The following is a 14,109-nucleotide window of genomic DNA, read 5'->3' on the forward strand; positions in this document are numbered from 1 at the left end:
TTAAGTAGCAAATTGGATAAATTCTCTACTGTTGATGGTAAGAGTAGGTTTTAGAATTTCAGGATTTGATGAAGTCTTTTCAAATAATGGATTTACTGAGTTATATTAATTATAGTTAAATAGTATTATTTCATTATTTACTAGGATTGTCCTCTGATTGGTATTAAGGGAAAATAGCTTTGAAAATTGAATTTTGATGATGACATTCTTTGAACAATTAGTGTTTAGATATGCTATTTAGTTACTAGAGTGCTCATTTAATAGAAAAAGAAGTAATTTCATTTTCAGTAAAAGTCCATAAAATACTTGAAAAATTATCTAGAAGGTGATATAATACAGTCTTGTAAGGGTTATCACATATAACTCAAAAAAGAAATAACTAAAGGAGAGTCAAACTATGGCTTCTAAAGATTTCCACGTAGTGGCAGAAACAGGTATTCACGCGCGTCCAGCAACATTGTTGGTTCAAACAGCTAGCAAATTTGCTTCAGATATCACTCTTGAATACAAAGGTAAATCAGTAAATCTTAAATCTATCATGGGTGTTATGAGTCTTGGTGTTGGCCAAGGTGCTGACGTTACAATTTCAGCTGAAGGTGCAGATGCTGACGACGCAATCGCTGCTATCACTGAAACTATGGAAAAAGAAGGATTGGCATAAGGAAAATGACAGAAATGCTTAAAGGAATCGCAGCATCTGACGGTGTTGCAGTTGCAAAAGCATATCTACTCGTTCAACCGGATTTGTCATTTGAGACTATTACAGTCGAAGATACAAACGCAGAAGAAGCTCGCCTTGATGCCGCTCTACAGGCATCACAAGACGAGCTTTCTGTTATTCGCGAGAAAGCAGTAGGTACGCTCGGTGAAGAAGCAGCTCAAGTTTTTGACGCTCACTTAATGGTTCTTGCTGACCCAGAAATGATCAGCCAAATCAAGGAAACAATCCGTGCGAAGAAAGTGAATGCAGAAGCAGGTCTGAAAGAAGTAACAGACATGTTTATCACTATCTTTGAAGGCATGGAAGACAACCCATACATGCAAGAACGCGCTGCGGATATCCGCGACGTGACAAAACGTGTATTGGCCAACCTCCTTGGTAAAAAATTGCCAAACCCAGCTTCTATCAATGAAGAAGTGATTGTGATTGCGCATGACTTGACTCCTTCAGATACAGCTCAATTGGACAAAAACTTTGTAAAAGCTTTTGTAACCAACATTGGTGGACGTACAAGCCACTCTGCTATCATGGCGCGTACACTTGAAATTGCAGCAGTATTGGGAACAAACAACATCACTGAAATCGTTAAAGACGGTGATATTCTTGCCGTTAACGGTATCACAGGTGAGGTTATTATCAATCCAACTGATGAGCAAGCGGCTGAATTCAAGGCTGCTGGTGAAGCTTATGCGAAACAAAAAGCTGAATGGGCTCTCTTGAAAGATGCTAAAACAGTAACTGCTGATGGCAAACACTTTGAATTGGCTGCCAACATCGGTACTCCAAAAGACGTTGAAGGTGTCAATGACAACGGTGCTGAAGCTGTTGGTCTTTACCGTACAGAGTTCTTGTACATGGATTCTCAAGACTTCCCAACAGAAGACGAGCAATACGAAGCTTACAAGGCTGTACTTGAAGGAATGAACGGTAAACCTGTTGTCGTTCGTACAATGGATATCGGTGGAGATAAGGAACTTCCTTACTTCGATATGCCTCACGAAATGAACCCATTCCTTGGATTCCGTGCCCTTCGTATCTCTATCTCTGAGACTGGAGATGCTATGTTCCGCACACAAATCCGTGCCCTTCTTCGTGCGTCTGTTCACGGTCAATTGCGTATCATGTTCCCAATGGTTGCGCTCTTGAAAGAATTCCGTGCAGCGAAAGCAGTCTTTGACGAAGAAAAAGCAAACCTTCTTGCTGAAGGTGTTGCAGTTGCGGATAATATCCAAGTTGGTATCATGATCGAAATCCCAGCAGCAGCCATGCTTGCAGATCAATTTGCTAAAGAAGTTGACTTCTTCTCAATTGGTACAAACGACTTGATCCAATACACAATGGCAGCAGACCGTATGAACGAACAAGTTTCATACCTTTACCAACCATACAACCCATCAATCCTACGCTTGATCAACAATGTGATCAAAGCAGCTCACGCTGAAGGGAAATGGGCTGGAATGTGTGGTGAGATGGCTGGTGATCAACAAGCTGTTCCACTTCTTGTCGGAATGGGCTTGGATGAGTTCTCTATGTCAGCAACATCTGTACTTCGTACGCGTAGCTTGATGAAGAAATTGGATACAGCTAAGATGGAAGAGTACGCAAACCGTGCCCTTACAGAATGCTCAACAATGGAAGAAGTCCTTGAACTTCAAAAAGAATACGTTAATTTTGATTAATCGAAAAGTCCTTGCAACTCAGTTGCAGGGGCTTTTTTAAAGAATTTTCAAGAAAATCTTTTTTATATAAAGTCCATTCTAGAGAAAGTAGCGGTGAAGAATAAAAAAATACTTAACTGGTTCATAAAATTCTTGACAAGTTGCAAATTTAGGAGTAAACTATTAACCAGTTAATTAATAGAGAGGAGTTTCTGCAATTTAGAAATGAATTGCAAATAGAAATATCAAAAAAGAAAGTGAGTTTCAATGAAAATTAATAAAAAATACCTTGCTGGTTCTGCGGCAGCTTTAATTTTAAGTGTCTGTTCTTACGAGTTGGGACTGTATCAAGCTAGAACAGTCAAAGAAAATAATCGTGTTTCCTATATAGATGGAAAACAGGCGGCACAAAAAACGGAGAATTTGACTCCTGATGAGGTCAGCAAAAAAGAAGGCATTAACGCGGAGCAAATCGTCATCAAGATAACAGACCAAGGCTATGTCACTTCGCATGGCGACCACTATCATTATTACAATGGGAAGGTCCCTTATGATGCCATCATCAGTGAAGAGTTGCTGATGAAGGATCCAAACTACCAGCTCAAGGACGAGGATATTGTCAGTGAAATCAAGGGCGGTTATGTTATCAAGGTAGATGGAAAATACTATGTTTACCTTAAGGATGCAACCCATGCGGATAATGTCCGTACAAAAGAAGAAATCAATCGGCAAAAACAAGAACATAGTCAGCATCGTGAAAGAGGAACTTCAGCAAACGATGGTGCTGTAGCCTTGGCACGTTCACAGGGACGCTACACCACAGATGATGGTTATATCTTTAATGCTTCTGATATCATTGAAGATACTGGTGATGCTTATATCGTTCCTCATGGTGACCATTTCCATTACATTCCTAAGAATGAGTTATCAGCCAGCGAATTGGCTGCTGCAGAAGCCTTCCTATCTGGTAGAAGTGGCCAATCAAAGGCGCCTACTTATCGCCGTACCAATAACAACAGTGCTAGCAGCGATGTAGATAGATGGAGCCCATCCTATAATAACCAAGGCAGTGGCTATACGAACACGAACACATCTAACAACAGTAGTGACGATAGTCAAGCAAGTCAAAGTGATGAGGATATTGATAGCCTTCTGAAACAACTTTACGCCTTGCCGCTCAGCCAACGACACGTAGAATCTGATGGCCTTGTCTTCGACCCAGCACAGATTACAAGTCGAACAGCTAGAGGAGTTGCTGTGCCTCATGGGAACCATTACCATTTCATCCCTTATACACAGATGTCTGAATTGGAAGAACGAATCGCTCGTATTATTCCTCTACAGTACAGTTCGAGCCATAGGGTGCCGGATTCAAGACCAGAACAACCAAGTCCACAACCGACTCCGGAACCTAGTCCAAGCCCACAACCTGCACCAACTCCTCAACCAACTCCAAGCAATCCAATTGATGAAAAATTGGTTAAACAGGTGATTCGAAAAGTAGCTGATGGCTATGTATTTGAGGAGAATGGAATCTCTCGTTATATTCCTGCCAAGGAACTTTCAGCAGAAACTGCAGCAGCCATTGATAGTAAACTAGCCAAGCAAGAAAGTTTGTCTCATAAACTCGGAGCTAAGAAAACCAACCTCCCATCTGGTGATCGAGGATTTTACAATAAGGCTTATGATTTACTAGCAAGAATTCATCAGGACTTACTTGCTAATAAAGGTCGTAAAGTTGATTTTGACGCTTTGGATAAACTGTTGGAACGTTTAAATGATGAAAGCAGTGATAAAGTTAAGTTGGTCGAAGATGTACTTGCATTTCTCGCACCGATTCGTCATCCAGAACGTTTAGGAAAACCAAATGCGCAAATTGCCTACACTGATGATGAGATTCAGGTAGCCAAGTTGGCAGGCAAGTATACAACAGAAGATGGCTATATCTTTGATCCCCGTGATATCACCAGTGATGAGGGGGATGCCTATGTAACTCCACATATGACCCATAGTCATTGGATTAAGAAAGATAGTTTGTCTGAAGCCGAAAGAGTGGCAGCCCAGGCTTATGCTAAAGAGAAAGGTTTAACACCTCCTTCGACAGGAAATACAGAGACTAAAGGAGCAGAAGCTATCTACAACCGCGTGAAAGCAGCTAAGAAGGTGCCTCTTGATCGTATGCCTTACAATCTCCAACATACCGTGGAAGTTAAAAACGGTAGTTTAATCATTCCTCATTATGATCATTACCATAACATCAAATTTGAGTGGTTTGACGAAGGACTTTATGAGGCACCTAAGGGGTATAGTCTAGAAGATCTCTTTGCGACTGTGAAGTACTATGTCGAACATCCAAACGAACGTCCGCATTCAGATAGTGGTTGGGGAAATGCAAGTGACCATGTTCAAAGAAACCAAAATGGTCAAGCTGATAACAATCATACGGATAAACCATCAGTAGAGAAACCTCGGGCAGACAAACCTGAGGAAGAAAAGCCGCGCGAAGAGAAGCCTCAAAGTGAGAAACCAGAATCTCCAAAACCAACTGAGGAGCCGGAAGAAGAATTACCAGAGGAACCAGAAGAACCTCAGGTCGAGACTGAAAAGGTTGAAGCGAAGTTGAGAGAGGCTGAAGAGCTACTTGCAAAGATCCAAGACCCCATTATCAAGTCCAATGCCAAAGAAACTCTCACTGGCTTAAAAAATAACCTGCTATTTGGTGCTCAGGATAACAATACCATTATGGCTGAAGCTGAAAAGTTGTTGGCTTTATTAAAGGAGAGCAAGTAAAGGTAGAAGCATTTTCTAGATCCTAAAAACAGGATAGGAGAACTAGAAAAGTTAAAATCGAAAATGAGAATAGAATGTAAGTTCTAGTTCTCATTTTTTTCATGAAAATGTGAAAAATATCTTGACATATAGTGTAAATAAAGATAAACTATTTACTAGTTAATTAAATGGTTAAATACTAGTTAAGGAGTAATGATGAAAAAAAGAACAATTCTACTATTAATGGCAAGTCTGTTGATTCTTGTCTTAGGAGCATGTAGCCAAAAAGAAAAACAAGAATCAAAAGGGATGAAGATTGTCACAAGTTTTTACCCAATCTATGCCATGGTCAAAGAGGTATCAGGTGACTTGAATGATGTACGGATGATTCAGTCAAGTAGTGGGATTCACTCCTTTGAACCATCAGCAAATGACATTGCTGCCATTTATGATGCGGATGTCTTTGTCTATCACTCTCATACGCTCGAATCTTGGGCTGGAAGTCTAGATCCTAACTTGAAAAATTCAAAAGTTAAGGTTTTAGAAGCTTCTGAAGGGATGACGTTGGAGCGTGTACCGGGTTTGGAAGATGTAGAAGCTGGTGACGGGATTGATGAAAAAACGCTCTATGACCCTCACACTTGGTTAGATCCTGAAAAAGCAGGCGAAGAGGCGCAGATTATTGCGGATAAACTTTCGGAGATTGACAGTGCTAATAAGGAGACGTATCAAAAGAATGCTAAAAACTTTATCGCTAAAGCCCAAGAATTGACTAAGAAGTACCAGCCTATTTTTGAAAAAGCGAGTCAAAAGACCTTTGTTACACAACACACAGCCTTTTCTTATCTCGCTAAACGCTTTGGTTTGAAACAACTTGGTATAGCAGGGATTTCACCTGAACAAGAGCCAAGTCCGAGACAACTAACAGAAATTCAAGAATTCGTTAAGACTTATAAGGTTAAAACCATCTTTACTGAGAGCAATGCTTCTTCTAAAGTCGCTGAGACTTTGGTCAAATCAACAGGAGTTAGCCTAAAGACCCTCAATCCTTTAGAAGCAGATCCTGAAAATGACAAAACTTACTTAGAAAATCTAGAAGAAAACATGAATGTTCTTGCAGAAGAATTAAAATGAGGAGATGATGAAAATGAAGAAGAAATACCTTGCAGCAGGATCGGCTCTTGTCCTTTCCCTAAGCCTTTGCATCTATGCATTGAACCAACACCAGGTAGAAGGAAACAAAGATAAAAATCGTGTGTCTTATGTCGATGGGAAGCAAGACTCTCAAAAAACAGAGACCCAGACACCAGACCAAGTTAGCAAAAAAGAAGACATTCAGGCTGAACAAATTGTCGTGAAAATCACAGACCAAGGTTATGTGACTTCACATGGTGATCATTTCCATTATTACAATGGTAAAGTTCCTTTTGACGCGATTTTCAGCGAAGAACTGTTGATGAAAGATGCCAATTATCAACTGAAAGATGCTGATATTGTCAATGAAATCAAAGGTGGCTACATTATCAAGGTTGATGGTAAGTATTATGTCTACCTTAAAGATGCGGCTCATGCTGATAATATTCGTACGAAGGACGAAATTGAACGCCAAAAACAAGGTCATACTCACGATGCACCAACTTCTAACAGTGCAGTGACACTTGCGCGATCACAAGGCCGTTATACTACCGACGATGGCTACATCTTTAATCCATCTGATATTATAGAGGATACTGGTGATGCTTATATCGTTCCTCATGGTGGACATTACCACTACATTCCAAAGAGTTCCTTGTCTGCTAGCGAATTAGCTGCTGCTCAAGCTTACCTTTCTGGAACTAGAAAACAACCGACTGTGACGGACTATCGTCCTAGTCCAAACGCAACTGGTCAAACTACCAACCCAAGTCAACAGGCTGAAACACCAAGTAATCAAGCTGAGAGTCTTCAAAGTCTATTGCAGCAACTCTATGCTCTTCCAAGTAGTCAACGTTATGCTGAATCAGATGGCTTGATTTTTGACCCTGCTAAGATTTCGAGCAGAACACCAAGTGGCGTAGCGATTCCACACGGAAATCACTATCATTTCATCCCATATACAAAACTTTCTGCCTTGGAAGAAAAGATTGCACGTATGATTCCTTTATCTAGCGACAGTGGGAAGCCAACACCTTTGGAAAATCCAAGCAAACCAGCAGAACATCCAGCTCAACCAGATCATCATCATGACCAAGACGGTGACCATGGAAGTCAGGATACCAACCATGAAGACCATGACCATGATGGAGAGGAGCATGACCACCACCACGGTGAAGAACATGATCATGGTTTTGCAGCTGACCGTGTTATTAGTGAAGATGAGCAAGGTTTTGTAGTTTCTCATGGAGATCACGCTCATTATTTCTTTAAGAAGGACTTGACTGCAGCCCAAATCAAAGCTGCCCAAGATCACTTGAAAGAAAATCATCAGTCTCAGCACGTTCAACCACTTGCAAAGACTGTGGAAAGTTTCTCAAGAGATGCTAGCGATGAAGAAAAAATCAAGTATATCTCACAGACCTACGGGGTTCCGCTCGAAGCGATTCGTATTTCAAACGGCTTCTTTGTCTTTGGAAATCCGGATCAAGCCTATGATCCAACCCATATCCATCCTTATGCTGTTCGAAAAGAACATGTTCGTATTCCTCTCCAAACTGGAAATCCAGAACTGGATTTCCTAAATGAACTTTATACGACTGCCCTACGTGATGGGGTGTCTCCTTATAGTTTGCAAGTAGAGAATGGTAGCTTTGTGATTCCTCACGGTGATCACAATCACTACATTAAGGTTCAGACAAATGGCTATGAAGTAGCTTTGAAAAATAAGATTCCGGCCCTACAATCGACCTATCAACCTGGAGCATTTGATGAACAAACAGTTCTATCTAAGGTGGATCAACTTTTAGCAGATAGCAGAAGTCTCTACAAAGACCAGCCAATCATGCAGAGACGTGTTGAACTTGCTTTGGGGCAATTCACCGAGAATATGAAAAAACTGGCAACAAACTCAACTGCTGGATATCTAGCAGCCTTGGATCTCTTTGATAAACAGTATATCCATGTGGATCAAAGTGTGGCACCGGTTGAAATTTCACCTTTAGATAAGAAGTACCAAGCCCTAGTAGATAAGATCAATACACTGGATACAGATGCTTATGGTTTGCCTAAGAAGGATCTCTTGCTACATTTGCAGGATGCGAAGTTAGCACAAGATGATACAGAGTTGGATGCGATGGAAGCGAAACTTCAAGCCTTGCAAGATTTCCGCGATCGGACAGGAGTCACAACAGTAGAGTACATCAAGTACTTCTACGAACATGTATCTGATGGCCGACTCAGAGAAGAACTACGTAACCGTGTTGCCAAGTTGACATGGGAACTTTACCAGTCACAATCTTTCCTCAAAGCAACCGACTTGAACAAGCTATTCCCAACTATTTACCAAACTAAGCTAGAAGTAGAAGAAGCTCTCAAAGAAGAACCCGTTTCTACAAAAGTTGGTAAGACTATTCTAGATACGGAAAAAGTAGATAGTCAAACTGCTAAGACAGCCATCTATGAATTCCTAAAAGAACTCTACGGTGATTTTATGCCAGAAGAGCGGGTTAGCCATGTTAAGAAGGAAGAAGTGGATGCTCTCCTAACTAAAGCTGCTCAACTCCTAGCACGTGTCAAAGAAGACGGTGTCAAACAATCCCTAGCTGAAGAAGCAGCCAATATCAAAGCAGCCACAGAAAAAGAAAATGCAGACTTTGACGAAGCTAAAACACAACTTGAGGATCTTTTAAATCGCATTGCAGCGACTATCAAACGAGAAGAAAAAGAAGCAGAACAAGATCCACAAACGGTGATTATCTACCAAAAACTCTATAATATCTTGCTCTCTCTTCACAAGTACTTAGAGGATAACAAAGGATCCGATACTGACTTTGAACGTGTTGATGGCCTATTTGATCAACTTGCAGCCAAAAGCAGTGATAAAGAAGGCCTCCTCACTCTAGCTAAAGAAATCATTAGCTTGAACCAGGAACTCCGTTCAAAAGCAAGTAAAACTGATAGCCAATCTAAGTCTGAGAAAGACAGTGAAACAGCTGCTTCTAAACCAACAGAAAAGCAAGCGCAAAGTGAGTCTGAGACAAGTGCTCAACCAAATGAATAAAAAGAAAGGCGAAGTAGCTGAGCTACCTCGTCTTTTTTAGTCTTTATAAGATACAATGCCAATGATGGTATCCACCGCACGCTCCATAGTTTGAAGGCTGACGTATTCAAAACGTCCATGCATGTTTTCACCACCAGCAAAGATATTTGGAGTTGGAATTCCCATAAAGGAAATCTTAGAGCCATCTGTTCCGCCACGGATTGGTTCGATAATTGGCGTGATACCTAAATCTTCCATAACAGCTTTAGCAATGGTAACGGGTGTCATGTCTTTCTCAATGACTTCCTTCATATTGTAGTACTGGTCAGTGAGAGTGAGTATAACGCGATCATTCCCAAGCTCTTGATTCATCTTATCAGCAATAGACTGCATAGCTGCTTTACGAGCTTCAAAGGAATCCTTTTCAAAATCTCGAATGATGTAGCTTGCACGCGCCTCCTCAACACTACCTGACACATCCATAAGATGATAGAAACCTTGGTAACCATCTGTCAGTTCAGGTCGGTCATTCTCAGGAAGTTGATTATGAAAATCAATCGCTAGCTGAAGGGCATTGACCATTTGACCCTTTGCAGTACCAGGATGAACATTGCGCCCTTGGAAATGAAGCTCAGCAGCAGCTGCTGAGAAAGTCTCGTATTGAAGTTCACCTAGCGGACCACCATCAATAGTATAGGCAAAGTCAACGTCAAAGTCATCTGCATCAAATTTATTGGCACCAACGCCAATTTCTTCATCAGGGCCAAAACCAATACGAATTTCACAATGCTTGATTTCGGGATGAGCAGCCAGATATTCAATAGCAGTCATAATCTCAGCAATCCCTGACTTGTCATCAGCACCCAGCAAGGTCGTGCCATCAGTTGTGATGAGGGTTTGGCCTAGATATTTTTCAAGACTCTTAAAATCAACAGGATCGAGTTTAAATCCAGAATCACCCAAGTCGATAACTCCACCATCGTAATTTTCGATGACTTGTGGATTAACTCCCTCAGCATTAAAATCAGCAGTATCCATGTGGGAGATGAAGCCAATCTTGCGTGTAAGGCTGGGATCATTAGCTGGTAAGGTACCAATAGCAAAACCATTTGGAAGGTAGTAGACGTTTTGCAGACCGACACGTTTCATTTCAGGAATAAGAACATTGGTCGCAAAATCTACCTGACTTTGCGTACTTGGAGTAGTAGTAGAGTGTTCATCAGAACGCGTATTGACCTTAACGTAGGTCAAGAAACGATCTAAAAGGTTCGGATAAGTCATAAAAACTCCTTTAACAATCATAAAATAGAATGCAAACTTCGGAAAAAACCTTACTCAGAAAATTTCATGAATTTTGAAAAAATATAATAATTCAAATTCAATAGACTTTTAAATGAAATTTTGGATATTCTAGAATAAAATATATGCATTGATATTTTATGAGATTTTTTTATTCTTTTTTCATTTTACCATAGAATAGTTTGAAAGACAAAGAAGAATCATACTCTTTTATTAATTAACATAATATAAAATTAATCATATTAATTGACACTGCGTGAACTTTATTGTACAATTATCTTGTAAATGTCCTAGATTGATATAGTAACAATATTAGTACATTCTAGTTAAGGAGAATAAAATGAACATTCGCTTCGATTTTAAGAAAGTTCAAATTATTGCGCGCCGTTTAGTTACACTGTTAGCTATTCTCTTTTTGTGTGCTCCGATAAGCCTGTTAAATGCTGATTCTACTATAGAACCTCAGACAACCCTTCACAAGACAATTACTCCGATATCGGGACAGGATGACAAGTATGAGTTGTCATTGGATATCACGTCCAAACTGGGAACGGAAACCCAAACGGATCCCTTGGATGTTGTTTTAGTAGCAGACCTCTCAGGAAGTATGCAGAATCAGGATGTCCAATCTTTTGATGGACGGACGATCAGTCGGATTGACGCATTGAAAAATACTCTAAAAGGAACAAATGGTCGTAAGGGCTTAATTGATACCATTCTATCCAATTCTAATAACCGTTTATCTATGGTAGGATTTGGTGGGAAAATTGACAATAAAAAGAATGATCAGTATTGGGATGGAAATAAATGGAGACTTTTTAGACCATACTGGCCCTATGAACGGATGACAAAATACTATGATGGCGTTTCACCATGGGATGATGCTAACACGATTTTAGGATGGAGTAACAATGCTCGTGCTGCTAAAACAGCGGTATACAACATGAGTATTGCAGGAGGTAATTCCATTGGTACTGAGTCAGGTATTGGTACCGGGACCAATATTGGGGCTGGATTAACCTTGGCCAACCAGTTAATGGGAAGTGCAAGATCTAATGCTAAGAAAGTCGTTATTTTGCTTTCAGATGGCTTTGCGAATATGGTCTACGATGCCAATGGTTACACTATATATAACTACAATAACGAAGATCCTAATATCGAAACAGCTCCCCAGTGGTTTTGGGATAGATTAAATAATAATCTAAATAGTCTATCATATAGCTTGGCTCCAACACTTGATGGTTTCTATTCGATTAAATTTCGTTATTCAAACAATGTCGACAGTATTACCAGTCTGCAATATTATATGAGGCAACATAATGCCTCCATTCCAAATGAAATATTCTCTGCAAATGATGAAGACCAGTTACAAGACAGTTTCAAAGATATTACTGATAAGATTCTGCCACTGGGAATCCACCACGTGACCATCAAGGATGTTCTTTCTAAGTATGTCCAGCTATTACCAAACGGATCGTCAGAGTTTCGTGTCGTTAAAGAGAAAGATGGTAGCAGTGAAACATTAAGCAACGAGCAAGTAACTTTTGAAACCAAGACAAGTTCAGAAGGTTTAGTGGAGGTTACAGCTAATTTTTCTCCTAATTATTCCTTGGAAGATGGCGCTAGATATGTACTAAAATTTAAAGTTACATCTAGTCAAGATGCTTTGGATGCCATTGCTGGTGATAAAAAACTAGAGGCTGGTGATGCTGAAGGTTCTGATGTCAATAAACTCTACTCCAATAAAGGTGCCAGTGTCACCTATTCCTATGGAATAGGCACCTCTCAAACCAAGACCAAAGAATACTCTGACAACCCAACCTTTAAGCCTTCAGATCCATTAACGGTACCAGTGGAAGTTGAATGGCAAGGTGTGACGGGTGCGAGAACTGTTATTACAGCTGATCAACCGAGTAATGTTGAACTGAAACTGGTTCAAAAGAACAAGAACGGAGGTCCTGATAATCAAGACTATCGAAAGACTAATGTAAATGTTAGAACAAATATCTTTAATGAAACGAGGAACTTTGAAAAAGTTGCCAAAGGATATCAATACGATTTAATTGCACCGGACGTCCCAGCCTTTACCAAAGAAATAAAAAATGTTGGTACAGAAACTAAACCATCCTTCAAGGTAATCTATAAACAATTGCCAAGTCTGACGATTAAGAAAGTGTTGGAAGCTGAAAGTAACTTGAACAAAGAGTTTAGGATTAAGGTAAAACTAACCTCTCCTAATTCTACGCCATTGAATGGAACTTTTGGCGAGATAACTGTTGTGAATGGAGAAGCGGAGATCCGTGTCGAAAAACGAAAACGTTGGAAAGGTATTCTAAGCTATCTTCCTCGAGGAACCCATTACAAGGTTGAAGAAGAAGCGGCATCAACGAATGGTTACCACGTTACATATGAGAATCAAGAGGGCGATCTGAATAAAGACGAGACCACCATTGTCACAAATCACAAGCTTCCAAGTTTATCAGTCACAAAAAAAGTTACAGGTGTATTTGCCAATCTATTAAAATCCTTCAAGATTACCATTAACATCAGGGATGCTCAGAACAGTCCATTGAATGGAACCTATAATGCAACGGTGAATAATAAAAGAATTCCTTTGCAATTTACGAACGGTCGAGCGTCTATAGATCTAAACAAAGATCAAACCATAAAAATTGATGGACTTCCACTCAATAGTCACTACACTATTGAAGAGGAATCAAACTCTTCTCGTGGATATCAGGTATCTTATGAGAATCAAGAAGGCAAACTGGATGGGGATAAGTCCGCGACAGTCACGAATAATAAGAATAGTGTACCTGAAACCGGAGTTGACTTCCTCAGCAGTACACTCGTGTTAGGAATAATCCTTCCTCTAGGAGGTATCTTCTTTACAATCCTACTCGGCTATCTAGTGGTACATAGGAGAAAATAATGCTACTTAAAAAGAAACATAAGAAAACAGTAACACAAGTCAGTCGGGATAAGTCTCCGCCGAGTGTATGGGGAGATATCCTCTACTTAGTCAGTAAGCTTCTGATGGTTGGGTTTGTACTGGCCACCCTTTACTTTTTTGTCTTTGGACTATTGAGATACAATGACGATGGCATGAAGCCAGCCTTAAAAGATGGCGACTTGGTTGTCTACTATAGGTTGGATAAACGTTATTCGATTGGTGACCTGCTCGTCTATAGTTATAAGGGCAAGGAAAGAGTGGCGCGTGTCATAGCAACCGAAGGAAGTACGATCGATATAAACGAAAATGGTCTCATCATCAACGGTTCTCCTCAACAAGAGCAGGATATCTACAAAGAAACGCTGCTCTATAAGGAAGGGGCTACCTTCCCAATGAAAGTCCCAGCAGGACAACTCTTTGTCCTCGGGGACAATCGAACAACGGCTGTAGATAGTCGTGCTTTTGGAACCATTCCTATACAGGATACCCATGGCAAGGTGGTAACAGTCTTAAGGCGACGGGGCTTTTGATGATA

General features: G+C 40.3%; 8 protein-coding genes. 7 read left to right on the forward strand and 1 reads right to left on the reverse strand.

Annotated elements, in window-relative coordinates; all coding sequences use genetic code 11:
- The first annotated feature begins 397 nt into the window (after positions 1 to 397).
- The 5 genes from GMD3S_RS0201415 (at position 398) to GMD3S_RS0201435 (ending at position 9,343) form a co-directional block, all read left to right on the forward strand.
- A complete protein-coding gene (locus GMD3S_RS0201415; RefSeq protein WP_000146948.1) occupies positions 398 to 661 on the forward strand; it encodes a phosphocarrier protein HPr in 264 nt (87 codons plus the stop codon).
- A gap of 5 nt (positions 662 to 666) precedes the next feature.
- Positions 667 to 2,400: a phosphoenolpyruvate--protein phosphotransferase gene (gene ptsP, locus GMD3S_RS0201420; protein ID WP_000138129.1), complete on the forward strand. Its 1,734-nt coding sequence runs from the start codon at positions 667 to 669 to the stop codon at positions 2,398 to 2,400.
- A 246-nt stretch (positions 2,401 to 2,646) separates the two neighbouring features.
- The gene (locus tag GMD3S_RS0201425) at positions 2,647 to 5,169 is read left to right on the forward strand and encodes a pneumococcal-type histidine triad protein (protein ID WP_000700245.1); all 2,523 of its coding nucleotides are present in this window, start codon (positions 2,647 to 2,649) and stop codon (positions 5,167 to 5,169) included.
- Positions 5,170 to 5,364: 195 nt separating this feature from the next.
- A complete protein-coding gene (locus GMD3S_RS0201430) occupies positions 5,365 to 6,282 on the forward strand; it encodes a metal ABC transporter substrate-binding protein (RefSeq protein WP_000747439.1) in 918 nt (305 codons plus the stop codon).
- A gap of 13 nt (positions 6,283 to 6,295) precedes the next feature.
- Positions 6,296 to 9,343 (forward strand): pneumococcal-type histidine triad protein, encoded by a 3,048-nt coding sequence (locus GMD3S_RS0201435; protein ID WP_000731455.1) that lies wholly within the window; start codon positions 6,296 to 6,298, stop codon positions 9,341 to 9,343.
- Between the two features lie 36 nt (positions 9,344 to 9,379).
- Here GMD3S_RS0201435 and pepT read toward each other — a convergent pair whose 3' ends face one another.
- A complete protein-coding gene (gene pepT, locus GMD3S_RS0201440) occupies positions 9,380 to 10,603 on the reverse strand; it encodes a peptidase T (protein WP_000222030.1) in 1,224 nt (407 codons plus the stop codon).
- Positions 10,604 to 10,961: 358 nt separating this feature from the next.
- On the opposite strand from pepT, the gene pitA reads away from it, so the two are divergent.
- A complete protein-coding gene (gene pitA / locus GMD3S_RS0201445) occupies positions 10,962 to 13,553 on the forward strand; it encodes a PI-2 pilus tip adhesin PitA (RefSeq protein ID WP_001026088.1) in 2,592 nt (863 codons plus the stop codon).
- Positions 13,553 to 14,104 (forward strand): PI-2 pilus system signal peptidase SipA, encoded by a 552-nt coding sequence (gene sipA / locus GMD3S_RS0201450; RefSeq protein WP_000924791.1) that lies wholly within the window; start codon positions 13,553 to 13,555, stop codon positions 14,102 to 14,104. The genes pitA and sipA overlap by 1 nt, the downstream gene beginning before the upstream one ends.
- The last annotated feature ends 5 nt before the right edge of the window (positions 14,105 to 14,109 follow it).

The sequence above is a fragment of the Streptococcus sp. GMD3S genome (assembly GCF_000298695.2).
Taxonomy (GTDB): Bacteria; Bacillota; Bacilli; order Lactobacillales; family Streptococcaceae; genus Streptococcus.

What these genes read in the sequence shown, in the direction of transcription:
- GMD3S_RS0201415 (WP_000146948.1), top strand. Translation starts at nt 398, where the DNA reads ATGGCTTCTAAAGATTTCCACGTAGTGGCAGAAACAGGTATTCACGCG.
- ptsP (WP_000138129.1), top strand. Translation starts at nt 667, where the DNA reads ATGACAGAAATGCTTAAAGGAATCGCAGCATCTGACGGTGTTGCAGTT.
- GMD3S_RS0201425 (WP_000700245.1), top strand. Translation starts at nt 2,647, where the DNA reads ATGAAAATTAATAAAAAATACCTTGCTGGTTCTGCGGCAGCTTTAATT.
- GMD3S_RS0201430 (WP_000747439.1), top strand. Translation starts at nt 5,365, where the DNA reads ATGAAAAAAAGAACAATTCTACTATTAATGGCAAGTCTGTTGATTCTT.
- GMD3S_RS0201435 (WP_000731455.1), top strand. Translation starts at nt 6,296, where the DNA reads ATGAAGAAGAAATACCTTGCAGCAGGATCGGCTCTTGTCCTTTCCCTA.
- pepT (WP_000222030.1), bottom strand. Translation starts at nt 10,603, where the DNA reads ATGACTTATCCGAACCTTTTAGATCGTTTCTTGACCTACGTTAAGGTC.
- pitA (WP_001026088.1), top strand. Translation starts at nt 10,962, where the DNA reads ATGAACATTCGCTTCGATTTTAAGAAAGTTCAAATTATTGCGCGCCGT.
- sipA (WP_000924791.1), top strand. Translation starts at nt 13,553, where the DNA reads ATGCTACTTAAAAAGAAACATAAGAAAACAGTAACACAAGTCAGTCGG.